This window comes from Streptomyces sp. LZ34 (genome assembly GCF_053890475.1).
Window position 1 is genome coordinate 11911208 of the sequence record NZ_CM132680.1, and the last position, 26036, is coordinate 11937243.

The following is a 26036-nucleotide window of genomic DNA, read 5'->3' on the forward strand; positions in this document are numbered from 1 at the left end:
ATGGGCAGATGTGCCCACGCTGAGCGGACGCGCTCAGGCTCCCGCCCCGGTCCGCCCCTTCACTGGAGTGCCGCGCACCGCGCGGTGAGAGCGTCACCAACCAGCCGCGTCCCTGCGCTGCCCCCGTGGCGCATGGGCGGGGCTGTCCTCTGCCTGCTCACCAGCTACGATGCCCGGTACGTAAGTACGCATCATGCGCCCCTCCGCCTTGCGATCGCACGCGCCCCAGCTACCGCTGGGAGGTGCCCCCTCACGCCGCGGGCCCCCGCGGCGTCAGCCGCTGATGTCACCGCCACAAAGATCGGGGAGACAGGGCCCAGGCTCCGCTCACCGCGGAGGGAAGGCCGTCAGTGCGACTCCCGGGCGACGAAGGACCCGCGGGTCCCGGCGAGGAAGTCCAGGCCGGCGCCCCGGTCGGCCTGCTCGACATGTTCGCGATAGATGTGCTCCCACCCGCTCTCCGCGGGCGGGGCGGCAGCGGTCACCGGCTGTCGTGCGGCGAGTTCCCCATCCGGGACGTCCAGCCTCAACACGCGCCGTTCCACGTCCAGCTCGATCCAGTCGCCCGTGCGGACCAGACCCAGCGGCCCGCCCGCCGCGGACTCCGGGGCGATGTGCAGGACGACGGTGCCGAAGGCGGTGCCACTCATGCGGGCGTCGCTGATCCGGACCATGTCCCGCACACCGGTCTCCAGCACCTTCCGGGGCAGCGGCATGTTCCCCACCTCGGGCATGCCCGGGTAGCCGCGGGGACCGCACCCCCGCAGGACCAGCACGTCGGACGCCGCCACCGCGAGCTCCGGGTCGTCGATCCGGGCGTGGAAGTCCTCGATGCCGTCGAACACCACGGCGCGGCCCCGGTGGCGCAGCAACTCGGGTGTCGCGGCGGCCGGCTTGATGACCGCGCCGTCGGGACAGAGGTTGCCGCGGAGCACGGCGAGCCCGGCCTGGTGCGCGAGCGGCTGGTCGGCGGTGCGGATGACGGTGAGGTCGGTGCTGGGGCGGCCGGAGATCTGATCGGTCAGGGAGTGGCCGGAGACGGTGACGCTCGGCTCGAGGCGATCCTTGATCTGCCCGAGCACCGCGTCCAGGCCGCCGGCCCGGTGGAAGTCCTCCATGAGATGGGCCCCGGCGGGTTGCACATCGGCGAGCAGGGGAATGTCGCGGCCCACGCGGTCGATGTCCTCCAGGCCGACCTCCACGCCGACCCGGCGGGCGAGGGCCAGCAGATGGACGACGGCGTTGGTGGACCCGCCGATGGCCGCCACCGCGCGCACCGCGTTCAGCAGGGCCTCACGGGTCAGCACGGCGCTGGGGCGGAGGTCCTCGGCGACCATCTCGACGATGCGGTTGCCCGCCGCGTGCGACAGCTCGAGCAGCCGGCTGTCCGGCGCCGGGAGCCCCGCGTTCCCGGGCAGTGTCATGCCCAGCGCCTCGGCGACACAGGCCATCGTGGACGCGGTGCCCATGGTGTTGCAGTGTCCGCGGCTGCGGATCATCGCCGACTCCGCGCGCCGCAGGTCCGAGCGCGGCATCCGCCCGGCGCGCACCTCCTCGCTCATCTCCCAGACCCCTGTGCCGCAGCCCAGCGGGCGCCCCTTCCAGGAGCCGTTGAGCATGGGGCCGCCGGTGACCATCAGCGTGGGCAGGTCGACCGACGCGGCCCCCAGGAGCAGCGACGGAACCGTCTTGTCGCAGCCGCCGAGCAGGACGACACCGTCCACCGGGTTGGCGCGGATGAGCTCCTCGACGACCATCGCGGCGAGGTCGCGGAAGAACATCGCGGTCGGGCGCAGCAGGGTCTCGCCCAGCGACGGCACCGGCAGCTCAAGCGGCACACCGCCGGACTCCCACACGCCGCGCTTCACATGCTCGGCTATCTCACGGAAGTGGCTGTTGCAGGGCGTCAGATCCGACCAGGTGTTGCAGATGACGATCTGCGGCCGCCCGTCGAAGGCGTGGTCGGGGAGCCCGCGGCGCATCCAGGCGCGGTGGATGAAGGCGTCGCGGGAGTCTCCCGCATACCACTGCTGCGACCGAGTCGTGCCACTCATACGAACCGTTCCGATCTGTCGATGAAGATCCGTGCGAGTAAGACCTTGCCCGCGTAACCCGCCCGTCATGGCTCGGCGGAGTGCCCACCGGCACCGAAAGTTTCGAATAGCGCCGCTTACGCGACCGAAACATTGACCGCATGACAACCGGTTCCTACATTGAGCCCGCCTGGACACGACGCAAAGGGCAGAAGAATCCGCGGAATTTGCGAGCGTCGAAACTTTCGAAATCCCGAACTCGCAAGGGCGCAATGCCGAACACGGAAGCAGAGAGGTGAGGGCATGAAGTACCACGCCAGCCGGAGGGTTTGGGTGGTGGCGGCCACAGCCACGGTCATCGCCCTCACGGCATCGGGCTGCGGGAGCGGCGCGGGCGACTCGGACGGCAAGACGACGCTGACCGTGACCACCCAGGTCGACTACGGATACCGGGACCTCTACAAGGAGTACGAGAAGAGCCACCCCGGCATCAAGATCCGGGAGGTACTCGTCGACGACCTGCCGAAGAAGCTGGTCACCCAGCTCGCGGCGAACCGCGGCGCCTCCGATGTGGTGGGCCTCGGCGACGACACCATCGGCAAGTTCAAACCCAGCCACCAGCGCTTCGTCAACCTCGCCGACCACGGCGTCAACAACACCGACGACCCGTGGGTGCAGTGGGCCTACGACTACGGAACGGTCGAGAGCGGCACGTATGTGATGGGCCTGCGCACCGACCTCGGCGGGCTCGGCATCTGTTACCGCACCGACCTGTTCAAGAAGGCCGGGCTGCCCACCGACCCCGAGCGCGTCGGCCAACTCTGGCCCACCTGGGACAAGTTCACCGCGGTCGGTGAGGAATTCCGGGCCAAGGTGAAGGACGCCTCCTTCACCGCCAATACCGGCGACATCTGGGTCGGGATGGAGAACCAGCACAAGGAGACGTTCTTCTCGGAATCCGACGACTCGTTCACAGCCGATGAGAACTCCGGCCTCAAGCAGGACTTCCTGACCGCCGCGAGCATGTCCGTACGGAAGGTCAGCGGCGGATACCCGCCCTTCACCCCGGAAATGGCCAACGCCCTGAAGACCGGCAAGGCGGCAACCGCTGTCTGTCCCGCCTGGAAGCTGGACCGCACCAAGGAGGCCTCCGGCCCCGCCAACTCGGGCAAGTGGTCGGTGGCCGCGGCCCCGCAGGGCGGCAACTGGGGCGGCTCCTATCTGCTGGTGCCCAAGCAGACCAAGCACACCAAGGAGGCGGTCGAGCTCGCCCGGTGGCTGACCTCGTCCAAGGTCCAGAAGCGGCTCTTCCTCTCCAAGGGCTACCTCTCCAGCCACCCGTCGGTCTACAACGACCCCAGCGTGCAGGCGAAGAAGGACACCTACTTCTCCAACGCCCCCACCGGCAAGATCTTCGCCGAGGCCGTGGACAAGATGCGGCCCATCTACCGCGGTACCAAGGACAGCGATGTGGCCACCGCCTTCATGAACGCGCTGCTCCGGGTCGAACAGGGCAAGCAGAAGCCGGAGGACGCCTGGAGCCAGGCGGTCTCCGACGCGAAGAAGGTCGCGGGGGACTGACCCGATGACGGTCACCGAGACCCGCCCCGGGCAGGAGGCCGCCACGGCCTCCGCCCCGGGGCGCCACCCCCGACGCCGCGCCTGGCGATCCCGTCTGACCCGCTTCGACCTGCGCTGCACCCCGTATATCTTCATCGCCCCGTTCTTCGTGGTCTTCGGTGTCTTCGCGGTCTGGCCGCTGCTGTACACCGGCTGGATCTCCTTCCACAAGTGGGCGATCATCGAGGGTGACCAGGGCTGGACCGGGCTGCACAACTACCAGGCCCTCTTCGCCGACGAATACTTCTGGAACGCGCTGCTCAACACCGCCCTGCTGCTGGTGCTGGGCACCGGAGTGCAGCTGGCCGTGGCGCTGTGGCTCGCCGGTGTGCTCAACCGGAAGCTGGGCGCCAGCGCGGTCTGGCGGGCCGGGGTCGTGCTGCCGCACATCGTGTCGGTGGTCGCCGTCAGCCTGGTGTTCGCGCAGCTCTACGGCTTCCACACGGGCATCTTCAACGATGTGCTGAGCCTGGTCGGGATCGACCGGGTCGACTGGCAGGCCAACCGCTGGACCGCGATCCCCGCGGTCGCCACCATCATCATCTGGCGCTGGGCGGGCTACTACGCGCTGATCTTCCTCGCCGCCATGCAGGGCATCCCACGCGAGCTCAACGAGGCCGCGATGCTCGACGGCGCCTCCAGACGGCGCATCTTCTGGTCGATCACCGTGCCCTCGATCCGCCCCACCATCATCTTCTCCGTCGTCATGTCGACCATCGGCGCCATGCAGACCTTCACCGAGCCCCAGCTCTTCGACACCCAGGGCACCGACGGTACCGGCGGCAGCGACCGCCAGTTCCAGACGCTGATGATGTACCTCTACGAAAAGGGCTTCCGCGAGTTCAACGCCGGCTACGCGGCCACTCTCGCCTGGGTGATGTTCCTGCTCATCGCCGTCGTCTCCGGCATCAACTACGCGCTGTCGCGGCGCATCGCCTCGAAGGACTGATGTCGTCATGGCCCTCGCCACCCACCCCAGGACCGGCCGCCGCCGCGCCGTGTCCGACGGCGGCCGGCGCCCCGGATTCCTTGTGTACGCCACGCTCGTCGGTGTGCTCGCCGCCTCCGTGTTCCCGCTCTACTACTCCTTCGTGCTGCCCACCCGCGACAACTCGGCGATCGGCGACTCGCTGCTCACCCTCACGCCGGGCGGCAATCTGCTCCACAACATCCAGCGCGTCTACGACACCGTCGACTTCTGGCTGGCCCTGCGCAACTCGATGATCATCTCCACCACGGTGACGGTGTGCTGCGTCCTGCTGTCCTCGCTCGCCGGGTTCGCCTTCGCCAAACTGCCGTTCCGGGGGCGCAACGCCCTCTTCGTCGCGGTGGTGATCACCGCGATGCTCCCCACCCAGCTGGGCATGATCCCGCTGTACATGCTCATGGGAAACCTGGGCTGGATCGCCACCCTGAAGGCCGTCATCGTCCCGGCGCTCGTCAACGCCTTCGCCGTCTTCTGGATGCGGCAGGCCTGCGACGAGTCCGTGCCGTACGAGCTCGTCGAGGCCGCCCGCGTCGACGGCTGCTCCACACTCGGCATCTTCTGGCATGTGGCGCTGCCCGCGATCCGCCCGCAGGCCGCCGTGCTCGCCATGTTCACCTTCATGGCCACCTGGAACGACTTCATGTGGCCGCTGATCGTCCTGGACCCGTCCGTCACCCCGACCGTACAGACCGCGCTGTCCTCGCTGGCCAGCGGCTACGCCCTCGACTACACGCTCATTCTGTCCGGCGCCGCCATCGGGGTGCTGCCGCTGCTGCTCGTCTTCCTCCTGCTGTCCCGGCAGATCGTCGCCGGTGTGATGCAGGGCGCCGTCAAGGGCTGACCGCCCCGGCACCGCCGCCCGGCGGCGCCTCTCCTCCCGCTCAGTCTTGGCGCGCTCCCATGCGCCAAGACACGCGCCCCTCCTCCCGCTCAGTCCTGGCCCGCTCCAACGCGCGGGCTTCCCTCGTCGCTGCTCGCTCCTTCGTCGCTGCTCGCTCCTTCGTCGCTGCGCGGCTCCTCAGTCCAGCCCGCGCAGCGCGCCAAGACACGCTGATCTCCCAAGCCGTACGAAAGGACCTGCATGACCGCGGGCCAGATCCGCAACCCCGTGCTGCCCGGATTCCACCCGGACCCGAGCATTGTGCGCGTCGGTGCGGACTACTTCCTCGCCACCTCCACCTTCGAGTGGTTCCCGGGTGTGCCCGTGCACCGCTCCACCGACCTGGTCCACTGGGAGCCGGCCGGCCACATCCTGGACCGCACCGACCTCCTCGACCTGCGCGGGGTCCCGGACTCGGCCGGGGTGTGGGCGCCCTCGCTCTCGTACCACGACGGCCGGTTCTGGCTGGTGTACAGCATCGTGCGCACCATCGGACACCCCTACAAGGACGTGGACAACTACCTCGTCACCGCCCCGGACATCTCCGGCCCGTGGTCGGAGCCGGTGTTCCTCAACTCCTCCGGCTTCGACCCCTCTCTCTTCCACGACGAGGACGGGCGCACCTGGCTGCTCAACATCCAGTGGGACCCGCGCGACGGACACCCCTCCTTCGCGGGGATCCTGCTCCAGGAGTACGACCCCGGAAACCAGGCCCTGATCGGGGCCCCGCGCACCGTCCTCACCCACGATGTGCTGATCGAGGGGCCCAACGTCTACCGCCACGACGGCTGGTACTACCTGATGCTCGCCGAGGGGGGCACCGGCTGGAACCACGGCATCCTGATGGCCCGCTCGCGCGAGCTGACCGGACCGTATGAATTCGACCCGGCCGGCTCCCTGCTGACCACCCGCGACGCCCCCGAGTGGCCACTGCAGAAGGCCGGCCACGGCGAGCTGGTGCGGACGGCCGAGGGGGAGTGGTTTCTCACCCACCTGGCTTCGCGCCCGGTGCGCACGCTCGCCGGGGCGCGCTGTGTGCTCGGCCGGGAGACCTGTCTCCAGCGGGTGGCGTGGACCGACGAGGGCTGGCTGCGGCTCGTGGACGGTGGCCGGCTGCCGAGCCTGGAGGTGGCCGCCCCCCGGGGCGTCGCGCCGACCCCGGCGCCGGTCAGGCCCGTCCGCGACGACTTCGACGCGCCCGCCCTCGCCCCGCACTGGAACACCCTGCGCACCCCCGCGACCCCCCAGTGGCTGAGCCTGACCGAACGCGCCGGCCATCTGCGGCTGCGCGGCCGCCAGAGCCCGCACTCCCGCTACGACCAGAGCCTGGTCGCCCGCCGTCTGACGTCGGTGCGCTGCGAGGCGACGACGGTCGTCGACTTCCGGCCCTCCCACTTCAGCCAGCTCGCGGGCCTGATCTGCTGGTACGACACCACGACCCACTACTATCTGCGGCTGACCCATGCGGAGGGCCGGGGCCGGGTGCTGGGCATCGTCTTCACGGACGACGGCGCGTACGGCGAGCTGCCCTCCTGCGAACTCGACGTCGACGACTGGCCGCTGGTGCACCTGCGCGCCCGCTTCGACGGTCCGGAGCTGCGCTTCGCCGCCTCGCCGGACGGGGTGTCCTGGCAGGACGTCGGCCCGGTGCTGGAGGCGACCAGGCTCTCCGACGACTACGGGGACCGCCTGCGGTTCACCGGGGCGTTCGTCGGGGTCTGCGTCCAGGACCTGGGCGGGACCCGCGTCGCGGCGGACTTCGACTGGTTCGAACTGCGCGATCGGGCGCAGTGACCGGGCGCCCGGCCGCCGGTCAGGACAGGCCGAGCGCGGGGAAGACCGACGCGTCGAGGAAGCGGAGGAGATAGTCGCCGTCGGCCCGCTCTCCGTCCAGCAGCGGCCTGACCCGCATCACGCCGATCAGCTGGGCGGGGACGAACTCGGCCGCCGCGCTGTCGGCCGGGATCTCGCCGCGCTCGATCGCGCGCCGGACCATGGCGGCGATCACCGAGACCTCCCGGGAGAACAGGGCGTCGTGCAGCGCCTGGAGCAGGCTCGGGTCGTTGAGCGCGGCATGGCCCAGCGCATAGAGCAGGGTGGTGTCCGAGTCGCACATCTGCCCGACGACGCGCGCCGTCTCCCGCAGGTCGCCGACGAGGCTGCCGGTGTCGATGCCGTCCAGCGCCATGCGCCGGTCACAGCGGCGCATGGCGGCGGCGACCAGCTGGGGCTTGGTCTTCCACTGGCGGTAGAGGGTGGACCTGCTCGCCCGGGCCCTGGCGGCGACCCCCTCGAAGGTGCAGGCGTCATAGCCGCCCTCGGTGAGCAGGGCGAGGACGGCGTCGAAGATCTCCTGCTCGCGCTCGGGGCTGATCTTGGAGCGGCGGGGCATGTCCGCCGCGGTGGGCGATGCCATCGGCTCGGCACTCTCCTCCCGCTGTGAGCTCTCTCGCGGTGTGTGACGGTGCGGTGCGTGACTGTGCGGTACGACACACGGTACACCAGCGTATCGATACGCGCCTGTGCCGATACACTGTCGTATCGATACGCAGATGTATCGCACGCACGTCAACACAAAAGGGGCCGGGTAATGCCGTGAACGCCACCCTCATAGCCGTCACCCTCGCACTCCTGTCGGCCGTCGCCTACGCGACCGCGGCCGTCGCGCAGGAGCGCCTCGCCGCCCGCACCGGCCCGGGCGGCCTGCGGCGACTGCTGGCGCAGGGCGCCTGGTGGTCGACCGTCGGGCTCAACTCCGGCGGGGCCCTGCTCCATGTGGCGGCCCTCAAGTTCGGGCCGCTCACCCTGGTCCAGCCCCTCGGCGCGCTGACGCTGGTCGCCGCCGTGCCGCTCGGCGCCAGGGTCGCCGGGCGCCGAGCCACCCCCGACGAGTGGCGGGGCACCGCGCTCACCCTCATCGGCCTCGGCGCGCTGCTGCCGCTCACCGCCAGCGGCGCCGCCCCCGACGAGACGCTCGGCACCGTCGCCGCGCTCGCCGTCGCCGCCACCGTGCTGGCCCTGGTCGCCCTGCTCACCCACACCCGCCGCGGCCGGGGGCTCGGCCACGCGGCCGCCTCCGGTCTCACCTCCGGGGCCGCGTCGGCGCTCACCCAGACCCTGACGGTCGCGGGCCTGGCCCTGACCTGGCGGTTCGCGGTCGTGGGCGTGCTCGTCGCGGGCTTCGCCGTCGGCGGGCTCCTGCTGTCCCAGACCGCCTACACCGGCGGCCTCGGCGCGCCGCTGGCCGTCCTGACCCTGGCCAATCCCATGGCCGCCGCGGCCATCGGACTCGCCCTGCTCGGCGAGCGTGTCCACGGCGGCCCCGCCGGGGTCGCGCTGGCCGGTCTGGGCGCCGTGGTGGCCGCGCGCGGCGTCGTGCGGCTCACCCGCGCCACGCACCCGGCACACGCCGCGCCACCGAGCCCGGAACCGCGCACGGCGGCGGAACCGCTCCCGGTCACGGAACCCCTCATGGTGGCGGAGCCGTTCCTGGTCGCCGAGCCGGTCCTGGTCAGCGCGCCGGGACGGTGATGTCACGGAACTCGGCGCGGGCGTCCTCGGTGTAGGTGCCCACGCTGCCTTCCGTATGGGGCCGCTCCCGGTCGGTGAAGCCGACCACGTGGCGGCCGTTCACCGCCACTGTCATCCCCCGCGCTGCCGCACCCGGACCTCCGGCCGGTCACCGCCCCGGAACGGGGGAGTGCCGGTGGCCAGGAACCGCTGCCCGCCCCGGTAGGCGTCCGCTGTGCTTCGCCGGGACGCTGAGCGGCGCGCTGACCGACGCCGGCCGCTGCCTCGGGCAGTTCTTCCCATACCCGGTCGCCGACGTCTACGGCACCAAGGTGCTCCCGGCGGCGCTGGTGGCGCGACGGCGGAGCGGCCGGCCGGTAGCCGGCCCGCGGTCGGGTCGGCGCGAGCGCCGCGCCACCCCGACCCTTGCCTGAATCTGACGGGTCGTCATATCTTCTCTGTGGGGCCACACAGTCGCTTCCATACCACGACCGACCGATCGGATCAGGAGGCACGGGGTGGAGCCGCACACCACACCCACGGCCGCGCCGAAGGTGCGCGCCCGCGCGGTGACCCGCAGTTTTGGGCACTCGGGCGGGCGGGTGCACGCGCTCGGGCCACTCGATCTGGACGTCCGACACGGAGAGTTCTGCTGCGTCGTCGGCCCGTCCGGCTGTGGCAAGTCCACCTTCCTGCGCATCGTCGCCGGGCTCGTCCGCCCCAGCGGCGGCGAGGTCGAGGTGCGCGCGGGCCGGCGCCACCCGGCCGCGATGATCCCGCAGGACTACGGGATCTACGACTGGAAGACCGTGCTCGCCAACGTCCGCTTCGGCCTCGATGTGCAGCGCGTGCCGCGGAAGGCCGCCAACGCGCGGGCCCGGGACTGGCTGGACCGGCTGGGCCTCGCCGACTTCGCCGACGCCTACCCGGCCGCGCTGTCCGGCGGCATGCGGCAGCGCGTCGCGATCGCCCGCGCGCTCGCGGTGGAGCCGGAGGTACTGCTCATGGACGAACCCTTCGCCGCGCTCGACGCCCAGCTGCGCACCATCCTCCAGGACGAACTGCTCGCGGTGTGCCAGGCGACCCGCACCACCGCGCTGTTCGTCACCCACAGCCTGGAGGAGGCGATCGTGCTCGGGGACCGGGTGGTGGTGATGTCCGCCAGGCCCGGCAGGGTGATCGCCGAACGGCGGCCGCCGTTCGAGCGCCCGCGCACCGGGCGGCTGCGCCGCTCCCCGGAGTTCGCCGAGTTGCAGTCCGAGCTGTGGGAGCTGCTGCGCGGCGAGGTGCAGGCGGGAGCCGGTGGCGCCGCGACGGCGCGGGCGGCGGGGAAGCGCTCATGAACAGCGAGACCGCGCTCGGCGCGGACCATGCGGCCCAGGCCGATGCGGCACCCGGCGGACCCGCCGAGACCGTGCTGGTGCGGCGCCCCGGGCCCCGGGAGCGCGACCCGGTCCGCGCCCACCGGCGCCGCCTCGCCCTCGAGATCTCCCTGGCCGTCGCCGTGCCCACGGTGCTGATCCTGCTGTGGCAGCTCGCCGCGTACCGGCACTGGATCGACCCCCGCGTCTACCCCGCGCCGTCCACGATCGCGGCCGACGGCTGGCAGCGCGCCGCAGACGGCAAGCTGTGGCCCGATGTGCGGGCCACGCTCCAGCGGGTGATCGCCGGCTATGCGGTGGGCACGGCCGCGGGCTATGTCGTCGGACTGCTGATGGGCGCGCTGCGGATCGTCCGCGCGGCGCTGGAGCCCCTGCTCGACGCGCTGTACGTGGTGCCCAAGCTCGCGCTGCTACCGGTGTTCCTCAATATGTTCGGCCTCGGCGAAGGCCCGCAGATCGCGCTCGTGGCCACCACCGTCTTCTTCTTCGTCTGGATCTCCACGATGGCGGCCGTGATGGGCGTCGCCGAGGGGTACCGGGAGGCCGGTCAGGTCTTCGGCGCCGGTCCCTGGCAGATGTTCCGCCATGTGCTGCTGCCCGCTTCGCTGCCGCAGGTCCTGGTGGGCATGCGGGTCGCCGCCGGGGTGGCGGTCCTGGTGATCGTCGCCTCCGAGCAGATCGCCGCGGACAGCGGCCTCGGCCATCTCATCTTCGACTCGCGCGCGCTGTTCCAGAACGACGTGATGTTCGTCGGCATCGTCTGCGTGGCCGTGCTCGGCGTGGTCTTCTCCGAACTCGTGCGCTTCGTCGGCCGCCGGCTCACCCCCTGGGCGCCGCGGGACCGCGGCCGCCCCCAGTCCTGATCCCCAGCCCCCTGGCCGCACCCGGAACCGGAAGGCAACACCCATGGCACCCGGCCCCTCTCTCGCCCGCGCCCTGGCCACGGCCGTGACCCTGCTGGGCATTCTCGGCTCCCTCTCCGCCTGCGACGTCCAGACCTCCGACTCGGCGCGCTCCGGTGCCGAACGCAAGGCCCGGCCGATCATCCCGGTCGCAGGCTGCGCCAAGGGCTGGACCGACCCTTCCGACCTGTCCGAGGACCGCGCGCCGGCCCGCTGTGAGCCCGGCGCTCCCGCGCCCAAGCCGCTGAAGAAGAAGACGAAGATCGTCGTCTCCGCCAGCACCCTGAACGCCGAGTACCTGGCGCCGCTCCAGATCGCCCTGGCCAAGGGCGAGTTCGCCAAGGAGAAGCTCGACGTCGAGGTGAAGCTGCTGCCCACCCCGGACGCGCTGCCGTTGCTGGCCAAGGGCGACATCGACGTCCAGTACGCGGCGCCGGAGGCGGGGGTGCTCAACGGCATCCGGCAGGGATTCGACATCCGCTGGGTCGCCGGGAACTTCTCGCCCGCGCCCGGCTCCAAGAGCGGATTCTGGGCCAGGCTGCGGCCCGGGCAGACGGCGGGCGAGGTCGGCCTCAAGGACCGCACCGTCGGCACCCTCATCGGCAAGGGCTCGGTCATCATGTACCCGATGGAGAAGGTGCTCGCCCAACACCAGGCCGACGTGGACAGCGTCCGCTTCCAGCAGCTGGGCCCCGCCGAGGTCCTCACCTCGCTGAAGAACGGCGGCGTGGACGCGGCATGGCTGCTCGACCCGGTGTGGCGCGAGGTGGACGGCGACGCCGGCTACGCGTTCCTCGGCGGTCAGCCGCGGGGCGAGCCGCTCGGCGGTCTTCTCTTCGGCCCCGATCTGCTGACCGGCGACCCGGACGCGGGAGTGGCGTTTCTGCGCGCCTACATCCGCACCGTCAACACCTACTTCGCCGGGGACTACAAGAAGGACAAGGCGTTTGTGAACGAACTTGGCGAGGCGCTCAAGACCGAGCCGGACACGCTGACCGCCGTGCCGTCGCTGCGCATGGACTGGGAGATCCGCGACGGCACGGCGGACCGCCTGCAGAAGGCCTACGCCGCGGCCGGCGTGACCGAGGGCGACCCCCTGCCCGAGGACCGGGTCGTGGACCGCTCGTTCTACGCGGAGGCGGTCGGCCACAAGCCGTAACTCGTGGGCGCCGGGCGTCAGGCGCCGGGCGTCAGTCGAAGACGAACGGGCCCGGAGACTGCTTGGCCATCGCCTTGCAGGTCACCACGACGGCCCCGATCGACATGCGCAGTGAGTCGCCGCCCAGGTAGGAGTCCAGACTGTCGCCCGGCGCCACCGTGCCGACGAGTGTGACCAGGATCGGGGAACCCGCCGGGATGGCGGGGCTGGAGCTGTTGGTGAACGTGGTCGTGGCCGGGCCGCCGTTCTTCTCGAGCCGCAGGGTGACGGAGATGGCGTTCGCCGGGATCGCGACCGGGGCGGTCAGGTCCGGGGAGCCGGGCGTGAGGGTGGCCCTGGTGCCGTTCTGGGCGGCGTGGAGGGTGAGATCCATGAGGCCGTACGTGCCGCAGTTGTACGGGGCCGTGGCGGTGTCCGGCGACACGGCTGCCGCCGTGGGCGCCAGTGCCACGGCCCCCGCGAGCAGCGCCGCGCAGGCGGCGGTGGTGGCCGTGGCGCGTAACCCGGGAGTGGTAGGTCTCATCGCTCGTCCCGTCCGATCCGTGTCCGCATCGCTGATGCCCTGTCAGATGATGGGCTCATTGACGCGCAGGGATCTTCAGAAGGCAAGCGCCGCGGCTGTCCGGGCGGCCGGGTGCGCGTGGCCGGTGTCCCGGCGGGTCAGGCGGCCGGCTTACGGGCGACTCCCACCCAGAAGGAGACCTCCTCGTCGGTCACATCGCCGGTGCTCGTCCCGGTGTCCGGGGCCGCCAGGTCGGGGCGCCAGCGGTGCGGCACCTCGATGCCCGGCTCGACCAGCTCCAGCCCCGTGAAGAACCGTTCCACCTCGGCCTTGCTGCGGATTTTCCCCTGGATGCCGCCGCTGTGGTAGATCTGCACGGTCCGCTGGGTCGCCTCGGGGTCGAAGTCCGGCGTGATGTGGCTCAGCACGAGGTACGAGCCGGGGGCCAGCGGCTCGAGCAGGCGCTGGACGATCCTGTACGGGTCCCACTCGTCGGGGACGAAGTGCAGCAGCGCGCACAGGCTCAGGGCGACGGGCTGGGACAGATCCAGCACCTCGGTGAGTTCCGGGGCGCCCAGGATGGTCTCCGGGTCGGCGACATTCGCGTCGACGTAGGCGGTGCGCCCCCGTGGGTCGCTGCCGAGCAGGGCCTGGGCGTGGGCGAGGACGATCGGGTCGTTGTCGGCGTAGACGATCCGGGATTCCGGGGCGATCGACTGGGCGACCTCGTGGAGATTGGGGCTGGTCGGAATGCCGGTGCCGATGTCGAGGAACTGGCGGATGCCGCGCTCGGCGGCGAGGTACCGGATCGCGCGGTGCATGAAGGCGCGGTTGGTGCGGGCAGCGATCATGACGCCGGGCCACATGGTGAGCACCTTGGCGGCGGCCTGGCGGTCGGCGACGTAGTTGTCCTTGCCGCCCAGGAAGTAGTCGTACATCCGGGCGCTGTGCGGCTTGCCCTGGTTGAGGGGGCTGCTGGGGGGCTCCGGTCCGCTTCCGGTCTGGGCTGCTACCCCTTGAGCGGTCACGTGTGATCTCCTCGTTTCAGGGCTTTCAGGGCTTTCGGGGCGTGCGATCCTCCATCGCGCGCCTTGCACAGGATCGTAAGCCGCCTGCCCACCCCGCGTATGGACGGGGTGGGCATAACTGTCCTGGCGAAGCCCCAAGTTGTCCGCGCCCGGTACAACTCAGTCGGGCAGCCCCCACGGCTTGGCGTCGCCCACCGCCGGCACATCGCGCGGGTCCAGGTCCGGGTCGGTGCCGCGCGGGACGACGACCGCCGTCTCGTCCCGGCCCAGCGGGATCTCGATGCGCCCGGGCGCCGTCTCCCGGTACCGCAGCCGTCGTCCGCGCTCGTCCCGTACGTCGATCGCGCCCTGGATGCCGTGCGCCAGCACCAGCGGCGCGCCCGCCTCACTGTGCACACGCACCCACCGCGTCCGGCCGCCCGAGCGGTCCGCGTCCACCAGGAACGCGCCCTGGGTACGCAGGGACTGGAGGGAGGCGTCCGGCCAGCGTCGCGATATGGAGGGGAAGACCCGCACGACGCCGCCATGGCTCTGCACGGCCATGTCGAGGATCGACTGGGTCGCCGTCAGCGGGCTCTCCGTGCCCAGGTTCCCGCCCTCCACATACATGGTGTTCGGGGTCATCCAGGCGTTGTTGATGACCTCGCCGTCGGTGAAGAAGGTCAGGAAGTCCAGGGCCTCCTCGGGCCGTTCCATCCGGGATGTCATCGATGAGGCGACCCCGTAGCTGTAACCCGCCCACAGACTCCGGTCCTTGACCCAGTGGTCGAAGGTCGTGCGCATGATGTCCCGGTCGCCCGCCCGGTCCCAGTCCAGCTCACCCAGCGGGTAGAGCCACAGCATGTGGGAGAAGTGGCGGTGGGACTCGGTCAGCGGCTTCGCCGCGCCGATCATGACCCCGGTCGCGTCGCGCGGGTAGTCCACCAGGCGCTGGAGGATCTCGCGCCAGCGCGGGGCGCGCGGGTGGTCCGTGCGGAGGATGCGCAGACAGTCCAGCAGGGTGGCGCAGCCCCAGCGGAGCAGCGAGAGGTCGTAGGTGCAGTCCTCGGCGTCCGCCCACTCGGGCGACCTGGTCAGCGGCAGATGCAGCTTCCCGTCCCCGCCCTCGTGCAGGAAGTGGTCGTAGAAGTTCACCGCCTTGACGAGGATCGGGTAGAGGACGTCCCGCACGATGCGCACGTCCATGGTGTGGCGGTAGCTGAGCCAGATGTTGTGCATGGCCCAGATGAGATTGCCGTTGTTGTCGGTCTTGGTGGAGGTGCCGGGGATGCCGACGGTCTTCGCGCCCGGGCGCAGCATCCAGTCGGAGGGGTGGGCCAGGGCGTAGGTCTCGCCGTCCTGGTACTCCGGCGGCACCGAGAGCGGCAGATACTTCTCGAAGGTCCTGAAGGTGGAGGTGACCGAGTCGAGTTCGGGGTGGTTGGACCCCTGGATCAGCCAGGTGGCGATCTGGACGTTGAGGTTCCACCAGACCGCGGTCCAGCTGCCGCCGGTCTCCGGGTACCACGGCCCCCACTCGGACATCGAGGGTCCGTCCGCCCGGGTGGCGCACGCGGCCTTGTAGAGCTGGATCCAGTAGAAGTCCTGCAGCCGCTTGTCGGGTACGGACAGCAGGCTGCGCCGGTAGAAGCGGTGCCACCAGCCGCGGTGCTCGCGCACCAGCTCGTCCGGGTCGGCGGCCAGCGTACGGGCCACTTCGGCGACGGCCAGCTCGGTGGTCCCGTCCAGGTCCTCCGGGAAGCGGTAGACGATGTGCGCGGCGAGCAGGCGGCCGGTGCCCACCCGCCGCTCGCGCCAGGCGGTGGTCCACCCGCCGCCGGCGATCAGGGGCTGCTGGGCGTAGTGGGTGGCGCCCGTGGAGCCGGTGCGGGCGTCGGGGTTGCCCGTGTAGTCCGCGGGCTTGTCCTTCTGCCGGGGCGAGATGGCGGGCATCCAGGTGAACGACCAGGCCGCGCTCTGTTCGCCCGCGCTCGGCCGGGTGGAGATCAGCAGCGCGGTACGGGAGTTGTGGACCAGCAGGGAGAAGCGGACGCTGCCCCGTGTGGTGGTGATGGTGCCGCGCAGCTCGGCGTCCCAGAGGTCGAGGGTCCAGTCGATATCGGTCACCTCGCCGGCGAGCGTGAGGTCGAAGTGGCCGATGGGCAGCCGCGAGAAGCCGTACGGGGCGCGCCACTGCGGCCGTTGGTCCTGCACCTGGCTGTGGCTGACCATGACTTTCACGGAGTTGGGCGTGGCGCCCCGGTAGACCTGGACACCGAGCAGGCCGTTGCCGAGGAAGGGTCCGTCCTTCCAGTCGCCCGGCAGCCTTCGCCATCGCATGGCGGCGGCTCTCACCAGCCGCTCATGTGTGCTTCCGGCCCGGTCCGAGGCTCCTTGGGGCGCGGCCCACGCGGTGCCGGATCCGGTCAGCCAGCCTCCGGCGCCGACGGCGGCGGCCGTGCCGATCACACCTCGCCGAGAGATTCCGTTCCCCGTCCCTGAGGTCACGTACATGCCTCCCATACCTGGTTGTGAACTACCGGGCATAGTGCAGGCTTGTCGAGCCGTAGGGAAGACCTCCGACCTATTGCAATTCAGAGAGGGGGCGAAGTAGCAGGTGAGGGGATACGGCTTCGAAGAGCCGCCCAAAGGTCCGATCAGACAGCCTTCTCGGCTGGGCGGACCAGCGGCGCGGGGAGGCCATCCAGGAAGAGCGCCCCGGCGAGCACCGCGGCGCTGCCCCGGGGCGCGACACCGAGCTCGCGCAGCTCGGCGTCCAGCCCGGCCAGGGCGGCCACCCCCACGGCCGTCGCCGTGCCGCCCGCCTCCAGGACGCCGCGCGCCCCGTCCTGCACCCGCCGGAGCCCGGGCGGGCCCGCGTGGTACAGCGGCCCGGTGTCCTGGAGCGTGCTCATCACGGTGAGCAGCGCGTCGAGGCGGGCCTGCGGCTCCGTGGCCCCCGCACCCCGCGCCCGGTTCAGGGCGTCCAGGGCGCGGCGTACATGCGGAAGGCCGGCCCGTGCCTCGCCGCGCGCCCCCGCCGCGCCGTAGGTGGCGGAGACCTGCGAGCCCGGCGAGGGCCTGCGCGGGGCACGCCGGTCCGGGTGGGCGGCGATCCGCTTGGCGACGGCGGGCAGTTCGCGGGGCGGGGCGGCGGGCTCCAGGGCGGCGGCCGCGACCAGCAGCCCCGTCACCCAGAGCGCCCCGCGATGCGGGCCCACGGCCGGGCCGCCGCAGGCCCGGGACATCGCCCACTCGGCCCCCCGGCCGATCGCGCCCAACTCCTCGCGGAGCGCCCGCGTCGGCCCGCCCGGGCGGCGGGCCGACGCCGCGATGGCCGCGAACGCCGGCGCCAGCGCCTTGGCCGACCAGCGCAGCGTGAGCAGATCCGTGCCGGTGGTCCGGGCCCGCGGATCGCGGGCGTCGGCGAGCCCGGGCTTCGGCGTGAGCTCCGCCTGCGCGATCAGGGCGCGCACCGCCGCCCGCGCCAGAGCGTCGTCCATGTCATCCACGGACCGCGACGCTAGTCAGCGAACCTGTCGGGAATGTGGGTCCTTCCTGTGCGCGGGCTGTGCGGCGCCGGCCCGATCGGTGCTGTCGGTACTGTCGTTGGGAGTGTTGAGATCGCGGTCGAGCGTCTCCGGCGCCATCCGGGTGGTGATGAGGCTGACCGCGGCGACCAGCGTCATATAGCCGGCCACCGGTATCCAGGACCCCGAGAAGGCGCTGACCAGCGCGGTACAGATCAGGGGCGCGACCCCGCCGCCGATCACGGAGGAGAACTCCCGGCCCAGGGTGACCCCGGCGTAGCGGTAGCGGTTTCCGAACAGCTCGGGGAAGTAGCTCATCTGCACGCCGACCGCCCCCTGGCAGGCCAGTACGAAGCCGATGACGATGGCCACGGTGATCGCGACCTTGGAGCCGGAGTTCAGCGCGACGAAGGTGGGGGTCGGCAGCAGGACCAGGGCGCCGACGATCAGGGAGTACACCGGGCGCCGCCCGAAGCGGTCCGAGAGCGTGCCGAAGCAGACCGCCGCGACGCCGCCGCACAGGGCGCCCAGCAGCAGCACTTCAGGGACGAAGTGCTTGTCGACGCCCACCGAGGACACCAGGTACGAGGCCATGAACACCTGGTAGGTGTACGACTGGGTGCTGATTCCGAAGTTCATGAAGAGCACCAGGAGCGTCGGCTTCCTGCCGTGCTTGAAGACCTCCTTCACCGGGGACGCGGGCCGCTCGTGCTGCTGCTTCAGCTCCTTGAAGACGGGGCTCTCGGTCAGCTTGCGCCGGAAGACCATGGCGACCACGGTGACCAGGAGGCTGCTGCCGAAGACGAGCCGCCAGCCCCAGCTCATCAGGGCGTCGTCGGAGAGGCGTTGAGCGAGGATCCAGGCCACGGCCCCGAGGGCGGTGCCCAGCGCGGCGCCGGTCATGACGAGGGAGGCCAGTCTTCCGCGCCGTCCGGTGGCCGCCGTCTCGGTGAGCAGGGTGGCGCCTCCGGACTGCTCGGCGCCCGCGCCGAAGCCCTGGGCCATGCGGCAGATCAGCAGCAGGATGGGGGCGAGCAGGCCCACTTGGCCGTATGTCGGCAGCAGACCGATCGCCAGCGTGGATCCGCCCATCAGCAGCAGCGTCGCGACCAGCACCCACTTGCGGCCGAGCCGGTCCCCGTAGCGGGAGAAGAAGAGCCCTCCCAGCGGCCGGGCGGCGAAGCCGACGGCGTAGGTGCTGAAGCTGGCGAGGATGCCGACGGAGGCCGAGACGTTCGGGAAGAACAGATCGCTGAAGATCAGCGCCGAGGCCGTGCCGTAGATGACGAAGTCGTACTGTTCCAGCGCGGTGCCGATCAGACCGGCCCAGGCGGCACGCCGTACCGCGCCCGGGTCGGTGGGCGTTTCCCCGGGTGGGGCTGTTGTGGCCGGCGTGGGAGGGGGCGCGGTGGTGCGCGCGGTGTTTTCCATGATCCATGCCTCCTTGAACGGATCGATTTCCGGAGCGGTTTCAGGGCAGGGCAAGGCAGGGGTGAGGGGGGTGGGGACGGGGTGGGGCGGGACCGGGCGGGAAACCCGGCGACCCCGGGAGAACGCGGAAGGGGAAGAGTGAAAGGGGGCGGGCCCTAGGCGCCAGGGCGGGCGGCCGTCTCGACGGGGGACGGTGCGGTGGCCGCCCGGGCATCGGCCGCCGCGGCGGCCGGGCCGAATCGCACGATGACGTCGATGAGTTCGGCGATCCGGGCCGTGAACGCGGGGTATTCGGGCAGGCCGTCGCCGAGCAGCCCACTGGCCAGGACGGCCTCGACGAAGGGTGTCCCGGAGGAGGTGCGGGGCCGGTCGGCGATCGCGGCGAGTGTGTCCCGGGCCGGGTCCGTCATCGCGGTGGCGTGCGGGCCCGGGGAGAATCCGTACGGTGGCGCCACACAGCACAGGTACGCGGCCACGGTCAGCGCCAGATGGTGCGGCATCCGCCCGGCGCGCAGCTGGAGCAGGGCGGGGTCGGGCACCCGCTGGCGGAGCTTGACCGAGCCGTCCGAGCCGACCTGCCGGGTGCGGTGGCCCAGTGCCGAGTTGGCCCAGCGGTCGAACAGCCGGCTGACATAGTCGTCGAGGTCGATGTCGGCGGGCACGGTGAGGCTCGGCAGGTACTCCTCGTGCAGCACGCTCCGCGCCGCCTCGGCGATGAACGGCCGGGCGATCGCGTCCGGGATGGTGTCCCGCCCGTCCAGGGCGCCCAGATAGGCGATGAGCGAGTGGGTGCCGTTGAGCAGCCGGAGCTTGAGCAGTTCGTACGGCTCGACGTCGTCCGTGAACAGCGCCCCGGCCAGCTCCCAGCGCGGACGCCCGGCGGCGAAGAGGTCCTCCATCACCCACATGGAGAACGGCTCGGCCGGCACCGGTACGGTGTCGCGCACGCCGAGGTGGGCCGCGACCGCCTCGCGGTAGGCGTCGGTGGTGGCGGGGACGATCCGGTCCACCATGGAGCCGGGAAACGCCACCGAGCTCTCCAGCCACGGCACCAGGTCGTCGCGTTCGGCCGCGGGGAGCGCCTCGGCGAACTCGCGCACCAGCCGCCTCGTCAACTCACCGTTTCCCACCAGGTTGTCGCAGCTCAGGACGGTCACCGGCCGGGCGTGGGCCCGGCTGCGGCGCTGTAGCCCCCGCACGATCCGCCCGATGGTGGTGCGCGGTGGCGCGTCGCCGCGCAGATCGGCCCGTACCGCGGGCGCGTCCAGGTCCAGGCCGTGGGTGCGCGGGGAGAAGGTGTACCCGTGCTCGGTGACCGTCATGGTGATGACGGCCGTGCCGGGCGCGGCCAGCGCGTCGAGCACCGCGTCCGGCTGCTCCGCCGCCACCAGCGCCCCGGTGTGCACGGCGGGGACGGTGACCCGGGTGCGGCCGGGGGAGATCTCCACGACCGCGTAGCGCAGGTCCTGTTCCCGCATCGCCCGGACCACGCCGGCGGACCGGCCGGCGACCCCGAGGATGCCCCAGGGGCCGTCGGCGCGGGCCAGCGCCGCCGCGGTGTGCACGGCCTGGTGGGCGCGGTGGAAGTTGCCGAGGCCGAGGTGGACGATGCCGGTCTCGGCCGGTGGCCGCGCGAGGACCGGCGCGGCCGGGGGAACGGTGGCCCGGCCGAGGCGGGGCACAGTCGTCGATCGCATCGTCACCAGTCCGTCATCGAGCCGTCGCGGCGCCGCGCGACGGGCAGGTAGGCGGGCTCGTACGGGAACCGGGCGGCCAGCGCCTCGTCGACCTCGACCCCGAGCCCGGGCCGGTCGCCGGGGTGCAGATGTCCGTCGGCGTAGCTCCACGCGTGCCGGAACACCTCGCGCACGACGGGCTCGTAGCCCATGTACTCCTGGATGGCGAAGTTCGGCGTCGCGAGGCCCACATGCAGCGACGCCGCGAGGGCCACCGGCGAGATGTCCGAGGGACCGTGCGGTCCGAGCCGCACCTGCCAGACCTCGGCGAGCGCCGCGATCCGCCGCAGATGGCTGATCCCGCCCGCGTGGGTCACACAGGTCCGTATGAAGTCGATCAGCTGCTCGGTGATCAGCGTCTGGCACTCCCAGACGGTGTTGAACACCTCGCCGATCGCCAGCGGGACGGTGGTGTGGCGCCGGACGTGCCGCAGCATCTCCTGGTTCTCCGCGGGGGTGACGTCCTCCAGCCAGTAGAGGTCCACCTCCTCCAGCGCACGGCCGAGCCGGGCCGCCTGGCCGGGGGTGAGCCGGTGGTGGGCGTCGTGCAACAGCTTCAGCTCGGGGCCCACATGCTCGCGTACCGCCGTGAGGACACGCGGGGCGTGCCGCAGGTAGGAGTCGGTGTCCCAGACCTCCTCCGCCGGGGCCGCGCCACGGTCGGCCGGCTCGTACCCGGGGCCGCCCCTGCTCACCCCGTACACCGTGTCCAGACCGGGGACGCCGCTCTGCGCGCGCACCGCGAGAAAACCCTGTTCGCGCCGCTCGTCGACCGCGTCGAGCAACTGGGGGATCTCCCAGCCGGAGGCGTGGGTGTACGTCAGGATCCGGTCGCGCACCGCGCCGCCGAGCAACTGGTACACCGGCTGGCCGGTGGCCTTCCCCTTGATGTCCCACAGCGCGAGGTCCACCGCGCCGATGGACGTCATCGTCACCGGACCGCGCCGCCAGTACGCCCCGCGGTAGAGGTACTGCCAGGTGTCCTCGATCCGTGCCGGGTCCCGGCCGATCAGCAGCGGAGCCACGTGGTCGCGCAGATACGAGGCGACGGCGAGCTCGCGGCCGTTGAGCGTGGCGTCGCCCCACCCGACCAGGCCCTCCGCGGTGGTGATCTTGAGTGCGACGAAGTTGCGGCCCGGGCTGGTCACCAGCACATCGACCGCGACGATGGTGTCGCTCCCCCCGGGCGTCGTCTCGTGCGTTTCTTTCATCGGTTGGCCCCCGGTGCCACGGCCACGACGTTGTGCAGCCGCTCGCCCGCGGCCAGCCGGCCGATGTTGGCGGCGATGTCACCGGCCCGGCGCACGAAGGTCTCGCGGGTGAGGCCCGAGGAGTGGGGTGTCATCAGTACGTTGTCCAGCGTCTCGAAGGGATGTTTGCTGGGGGCCGCGGAGTGTCCGCCGGCCGGGTAGCGGTACCAGACGTCGAGCGCGGCCCCGCCGATCGAGTGGTCGCCCAAGGCCCGGTAGAGCGCGTCCTCGTCCACGACGGGGCCACGGCCGACATTGACCAGCACCGCCGACGGGCGCATCCGGGACAGCTCGGGCGCGCCGATCAGCCCCGTGGTCTCGGGAGCCAGCGGGGCCGACACCACCACCACATCGGACCCCTCCAGCAGGGTGCCGAGGTCGTCGACGGTCCCGGACCAGGCCAGCCCCTCGGCCGCCGCGTCCACGCCGCCACGCCTGGTGACCGCCACCCCCCGCGCGCCGAACGCCCGGAACCGCTGCCAGCAGCGGGCGCCGATGTGCCCGAAGCCGACGAACCCGACCGTCGCCGCGCCCAGCGTGTCGACCCAGGGGGAGCGCGGGTCGTACGCGGGGGAGTCCCACCGCGCGCGGCGCAGCGCGTCGTGCTGCCGCAGAAAGCCGCGCCGCAGCAGGATGGCCGCCGAGACGGCGTACTCGGCGATCGAGTCCTCGTGGTGGAAGGTGTTGGCGACCTGGGTCCCGGGGGCCAGCGAGGCGATGTCGATCCCGTCCGTGCCGGCCCCGGCCGCGTGGACCAGCCGGAGCCGGGTGGCGATCGCGGCCATCCGGCCGTCGCACTTTCCCGTCACCAGCACATCCGCCGTCTTCACGGCCGCCTCGACCGCCCCGGCGTCCCGGGAGTCCGGCCAGCTGACGGACACTCCGTCCGGCAGCGCGGCCTCGAACTCGGCACGCAGCGGGTCGAGATTGGGGTCGACGACCACCACGGTCAGCATGTCGGCCGTCATGACCCGGCCCCTCCCGCTGCCGCTCCCACTGCCGCCTGGCCCGCCGCGGCGCCGTGCCCGGCGGGGCGGGTGCGGGCCGCGCCGGTCGAGCCGCGCACGATGAGCTGGGTCGGCAGCCGGAGCGTGCGCGGGGTCTGCCGCTCACCCCCGATGACCTTCCCCAGCAGCTCCAGGCTGAGCGCGCCGGCCCGCACCATCGGCACCGCGATGCTCGTCAAGGACGGCTGCGACACCTCCGCGAACGGGATGTCGTCGACCCCGACCACACTCAGGTCCTCGGGGACACTCACCCCCAGCGCCCGGGCGCCGGAGATCACCCCGAGCGCCACCAGGTCGTTGTGCGCGAGGACGGCGGAGGCGCCCGAGGCCACCACACCGGCCGCCGCGGCGGTCCCGCCCGCCACCGTCTCGGACTGCCAGCCCAGCAGCGTCAGCTCCAGCCCGGCCCGCCCGGCCTCGGCGCGGATCAACTCCACGCGCTGGGCGTTGGACCAGGAGCGCTGCATGCCCTGGACATAGGCGATCCGCCGATGGCCGAGCGCGGCCAGATACTCGACGGCCTGGCGCATGCCCTCGGCGGCGTCGGCGAGCACACAGTCGGCGCCGGTCGTCTCGCGGTTGACCAGCACGGCGGGCGTACGGCCGCAGATGTCGAGGACCTCGTCCGCGTCGAGCCGGGGCGAGCACACGATCAGCCCGTCGGCCTGCTCGTGGAGATGGGCGAGGACTTCGCGCTCGTGGTCGGGGTCGAAGTCGGTGTCGGCGAGCACGACGGTCTGCCCGCGGCGCCAGCCCGCGCCCTGCGCGGCCTTCACGAAGGCGCCGAACACGGGGTTGGCGATGTCGGGCACGACGACGGCGACCGTGGCGGTCCCCGCGTCGGCGGTCGGCTCGGCGGCACGCGCCACGGACGATTCGTAGCCGAGCTCTTGCGCAACGGTCAGCACCTTGCGCAAGGTCTGCGGTCCGAGCCGGTTGGGGTCGCTGAACGCGCGAGAGGCGGTGGACAGCGCGACATTGGCGCGCTTGGCCACGTCAGTGAGGGTGGGGGCCATGGGGACTCCGCTCCTGGTGCGACGGAGTGGTGCAGATGAACGACATGTTTCATGGTCGTCACCCTTGCGCAAACTTGTCAACGCTTGCCAAGGCATTGGCAAGCGCGTCGGCCGACCTCACACCCGGCACTCGACGGTGCAGCCGCGGAGCTCGTAGCCGCTTATCTCGTCCTTGAAGCCGACCCCGGGCGGGGTCGCCATCCGGATGCCGGGCAGCGCGAACAGACGGCTGAGGAAGATGTCCGTCTCCAGGATCGCGATATGGGCGCCGGGGCACTTGTGGGGGCCGTCGCCGAAGGACAGACCGGCCGCGCCGGCGCCCTCGGCCAGGGGGCGGCCGGGGCGGATCAGCTCCGGCCGCTCGCCCACCGTGCGGGCGTCGACATTGGCACTCTCCAGGTCCACATCGACCAGCGCCCCGGCCGGCACCGTCACGGCACCGTCGCCGCCGCGCAGTTCCAGCGCGGCGGTGGTACGGCGGCGCAGCCGGCCGATGACCGGCTCCAGCCGGAGGATCTCGTGCAGGATCGCGATCCGGCCGGGCTCGTCCGTGGCCCGGTACCGCGCGAGCAGGGCGCCGTCGGTGAACAGGTGCCAGGCCGCGACGTTGATGAACTCCCGGGTGGTGACCATCCCCGCCGCGGCGAAGGTGAGGCACTCGCCGAGGATCTCTCCGGCCGAACACCCTTCATCGAGCAGATGGGAGATCAGATCGTCCCGGCGGCGTCGGCGGCGGGCCCGCACGGCCGGGCGTACGTCGGCCAGATAGACCCGCAGCCAGTTCACGTTCTGGCGCAGCAGCCAGTGGATCCCGTGCAGGCTGGTCAGCCCGGGCCTCCCGAACTTCTCGGGGAAGAAACGCTCCAGCCGGCGCCGGATGCCGGGCCGGCTCTCCGTCAGACCGATCACGGACGCGGCCACCTCGATCGCCAGATGGAAGCTCAGGTCGGCCAGGTGTGCCCGGCCCGCCGCGCGGACCTTGCCGAGCTGCGCCTCCGCGACCCGGACCATGACCTCCCGGTACCGCTCGTCGACGCGGCGCGGCGTGAAGAACCGGGCCGTCTGCCGCCGGTGTTCACGGTGCTCGGGGCCGTCCCGGTACAGCACCGGCCGCCGGAGCCCCGACGGCAGCTTCTCCACGGTCTCGATGCCCAGACCGGCCTGCACGGTGCCGGTGCTGCGCAACACGGCGCGCGCCTCCGCGTATCCGCGCACCTGCCAGACCCCGTCGGGACCCCGCCGTACCGGGCAGCCGGAGCGTCCGTCGGAGTCTGCCGCTCGCTCGATCTTGCGTGCCCCGTATCCCATGCGTTCCCCGTCGTGGAGCCGCATCGCGCGGCCTGGGCCCGTCCCTTGAGGACACTCGTCCCCCGCGCCGAGCCGGACTAACCGGCCCCGTGCCCCGGGGTCCCGGTGGGGGAGAGCAGCAGGCGGTCGACCAGCGCGTCGACGTAGCCGGGGGTGAGCGGGGCCGTTCCGAACAGGACGCGGAGGTACATCGGGGCCAGGATGTGGTCGACCACGTCGAGGACGTCCGGCGCGCGTTCGCCTCGCTCGCGGGCCCGGTCGAGCATGACGCGCAGCTGGCGGGAGCGCTCGGCGAGGAACTCGTCGCGCGCCTGCACGCCCTGCTGCCCCGCGGTGGCCAGGGCGATGACCAGGCGCAGCACCGCCACACCGTCGGGCCCCGTGACGTCGCGGGTCACCTGGGCGGCGTAGGTGCGCAGGTCGCGGTCCAGGCTTCCGGTGTCCGGGATCGGGGAGTCGGCGGTGAGTCTGGTGAGCACCACGTCCTTGGTCAGGGCTTCGAGGTTGCCCCAGCGGCGGTAGATGCTGGTGTCGGCCACGCCGGCGCGGGCCGCGACCTCGCCGACCGCGAGGTTGCCGTACCCGCGTTCGGCGACCAGGTCGGTGACGGCCTGGTGCACCGCCGCGCGGACGCGGGCGCTGCGACCGCCGGGCCGGCGGCCCCGCTGGCGCTCCTCTTCTTCCATGGCCGCACCTTCTTCCACACCTCCACTTTAACGCAGTCGGTACTTGCGTTTATTGCCCGCGCCGTCATGCGGCCACGCTGAACGCGGTC

Annotated in this window: 22 protein-coding genes; 8 read left to right on the forward strand and 14 right to left on the reverse strand. The window is 71.9% G+C overall.

Annotated elements, in window-relative coordinates; translation table 11 throughout:
- Window positions 1-347 precede the first annotated feature (347 nt).
- Window positions 348-2054: an IlvD/Edd family dehydratase gene (locus tag ACWY4P_RS50985; RefSeq protein ID WP_456207628.1), complete on the reverse strand. Its 1707-nt coding sequence runs from the start codon at window positions 2052-2054 to the stop codon at window positions 348-350.
- Window positions 2055-2336: 282 nt separating this feature from the next.
- On the opposite strand from ACWY4P_RS50985, the gene ACWY4P_RS50990 reads away from it, so the two are divergent.
- From ACWY4P_RS50990 to ACWY4P_RS51005, 4 genes are all read left to right on the forward strand, one after another.
- Window positions 2337-3614, forward strand: a complete 1278-nt coding sequence (locus ACWY4P_RS50990) for an ABC transporter substrate-binding protein (RefSeq protein ID WP_456207629.1) — start codon at window positions 2337-2339, stop codon at window positions 3612-3614.
- A gap of 4 nt (window positions 3615-3618) precedes the next feature.
- Window positions 3619-4602 carry a carbohydrate ABC transporter permease gene (locus tag ACWY4P_RS50995; protein WP_456207630.1) on the forward strand — a complete coding sequence of 328 codons (984 nt, stop codon included), beginning with the start codon at window positions 3619-3621 and terminating at the stop codon, window positions 4600-4602.
- Window positions 4603-4609: 7 nt separating this feature from the next.
- Window positions 4610-5482 (forward strand): carbohydrate ABC transporter permease, encoded by an 873-nt coding sequence (locus ACWY4P_RS51000; RefSeq protein ID WP_456207631.1) that lies wholly within the window; start codon window positions 4610-4612, stop codon window positions 5480-5482.
- Between the two features lie 240 nt (window positions 5483-5722).
- Window positions 5723-7315, forward strand: coding sequence for a glycoside hydrolase family 43 protein (locus ACWY4P_RS51005; protein WP_456207632.1), 1593 nt, complete (start codon window positions 5723-5725; stop codon window positions 7313-7315).
- A 19-nt stretch (window positions 7316-7334) separates the two neighbouring features.
- Here the strand turns inward: ACWY4P_RS51005 and ACWY4P_RS51010 are convergent, their stop codons facing one another.
- Window positions 7335-7937: a TetR/AcrR family transcriptional regulator gene (locus ACWY4P_RS51010; RefSeq protein WP_456207633.1), complete on the reverse strand. Its 603-nt coding sequence runs from the start codon at window positions 7935-7937 to the stop codon at window positions 7335-7337.
- 179 nt (window positions 7938-8116) lie between these two features.
- Between ACWY4P_RS51010 and ACWY4P_RS51015 the strand changes: the two genes are divergently transcribed.
- Window positions 8117-9052, forward strand: a complete 936-nt coding sequence (locus ACWY4P_RS51015) for a hypothetical protein (protein ID WP_456207634.1) — start codon at window positions 8117-8119, stop codon at window positions 9050-9052.
- Here the strand turns inward: ACWY4P_RS51015 and ACWY4P_RS51020 are convergent.
- On the reverse strand, window positions 9033-9155 hold the full coding sequence (locus ACWY4P_RS51020; RefSeq protein WP_456207635.1) for a hypothetical protein: 123 nt from the start codon (window positions 9153-9155) through the stop codon (window positions 9033-9035). The genes ACWY4P_RS51015 and ACWY4P_RS51020 overlap by 20 nt on opposite strands.
- A gap of 394 nt (window positions 9156-9549) precedes the next feature.
- On the opposite strand from ACWY4P_RS51020, the gene ACWY4P_RS51025 reads away from it, so the two are divergent.
- The 3 genes from ACWY4P_RS51025 to ACWY4P_RS51035 are packed head-to-tail and all read left to right on the forward strand — an operon-like array spanning window position 9550 to window position 12474.
- Window positions 9550-10374 (forward strand): ABC transporter ATP-binding protein, encoded by an 825-nt coding sequence (locus ACWY4P_RS51025; RefSeq protein WP_456207636.1) that lies wholly within the window; start codon window positions 9550-9552, stop codon window positions 10372-10374.
- The gene (locus tag ACWY4P_RS51030) at window positions 10371-11276 is read left to right on the forward strand and encodes an ABC transporter permease (protein ID WP_456207637.1); all 906 of its coding nucleotides are present in this window, start codon (window positions 10371-10373) and stop codon (window positions 11274-11276) included. The genes ACWY4P_RS51025 and ACWY4P_RS51030 overlap by 4 nt, the downstream gene beginning before the upstream one ends.
- Window positions 11277-11319: 43 nt before the next feature.
- Window positions 11320-12474, forward strand: a complete 1155-nt coding sequence (locus ACWY4P_RS51035) for an ABC transporter substrate-binding protein (protein WP_456207638.1) — start codon at window positions 11320-11322, stop codon at window positions 12472-12474.
- A gap of 31 nt (window positions 12475-12505) precedes the next feature.
- Here ACWY4P_RS51035 and ACWY4P_RS51040 read toward each other — a convergent pair whose 3' ends face one another.
- The 11 genes from ACWY4P_RS51040 to ACWY4P_RS51090 form a co-directional block, all read right to left on the reverse strand.
- Entirely contained in the window at window positions 12506-12997 is a 492-nt protein-coding gene (locus ACWY4P_RS51040) for a hypothetical protein (RefSeq protein ID WP_456207639.1), read from the reverse strand.
- 137 nt (window positions 12998-13134) lie between these two features.
- Window positions 13135-14004, reverse strand: a complete 870-nt coding sequence (locus ACWY4P_RS51045; protein ID WP_456207640.1) for an SAM-dependent methyltransferase — start codon at window positions 14002-14004, stop codon at window positions 13135-13137.
- Window positions 14005-14163: 159 nt separating this feature from the next.
- The gene (locus tag ACWY4P_RS51050; RefSeq protein ID WP_456207641.1) at window positions 14164-16452 is read right to left on the reverse strand and encodes a glycosyl hydrolase family 95 catalytic domain-containing protein; all 2289 of its coding nucleotides are present in this window, start codon (window positions 16450-16452) and stop codon (window positions 14164-14166) included.
- A gap of 188 nt (window positions 16453-16640) precedes the next feature.
- Window positions 16641-17486, reverse strand: coding sequence for a triphosphoribosyl-dephospho-CoA synthase (locus tag ACWY4P_RS51055; protein WP_456213326.1), 846 nt, complete (start codon window positions 17484-17486; stop codon window positions 16641-16643).
- Window positions 17487-17510: 24 nt separating this feature from the next.
- Window positions 17511-18944 carry an MFS transporter gene (locus tag ACWY4P_RS51060; protein ID WP_456207642.1) on the reverse strand — a complete coding sequence of 478 codons (1434 nt, stop codon included), beginning with the start codon at window positions 18942-18944 and terminating at the stop codon, window positions 17511-17513.
- 155 nt (window positions 18945-19099) lie between these two features.
- The gene (locus ACWY4P_RS51065) at window positions 19100-20641 is read right to left on the reverse strand and encodes a mannitol dehydrogenase family protein (protein ID WP_456207643.1); all 1542 of its coding nucleotides are present in this window, start codon (window positions 20639-20641) and stop codon (window positions 19100-19102) included.
- A 2-nt stretch (window positions 20642-20643) separates the two neighbouring features.
- Window positions 20644-21891, reverse strand: coding sequence for a D-mannonate dehydratase ManD (manD, locus tag ACWY4P_RS51070; protein WP_456207644.1), 1248 nt, complete (start codon window positions 21889-21891; stop codon window positions 20644-20646).
- Complete coding sequence (locus ACWY4P_RS51075) at window positions 21888-22898, reverse strand: 2-hydroxyacid dehydrogenase (protein ID WP_456207645.1); 1011 nt, start codon at window positions 22896-22898, stop codon at window positions 21888-21890. Before ACWY4P_RS51075 ends, manD begins: the two co-directional genes overlap by 4 nt.
- A complete protein-coding gene (locus ACWY4P_RS51080; protein ID WP_456207646.1) occupies window positions 22895-23953 on the reverse strand; it encodes a LacI family DNA-binding transcriptional regulator in 1059 nt (352 codons plus the stop codon). The genes ACWY4P_RS51075 and ACWY4P_RS51080 overlap by 4 nt, the downstream gene beginning before the upstream one ends.
- A gap of 117 nt (window positions 23954-24070) precedes the next feature.
- Entirely contained in the window at window positions 24071-25261 is a 1191-nt protein-coding gene (locus tag ACWY4P_RS51085; RefSeq protein ID WP_456207647.1) for a cytochrome P450, read from the reverse strand.
- A gap of 77 nt (window positions 25262-25338) precedes the next feature.
- A complete protein-coding gene (locus ACWY4P_RS51090; RefSeq protein WP_456207648.1) occupies window positions 25339-25947 on the reverse strand; it encodes a TetR/AcrR family transcriptional regulator in 609 nt (202 codons plus the stop codon).
- Between the last annotated feature and the right edge of the window lie 89 nt (window positions 25948-26036).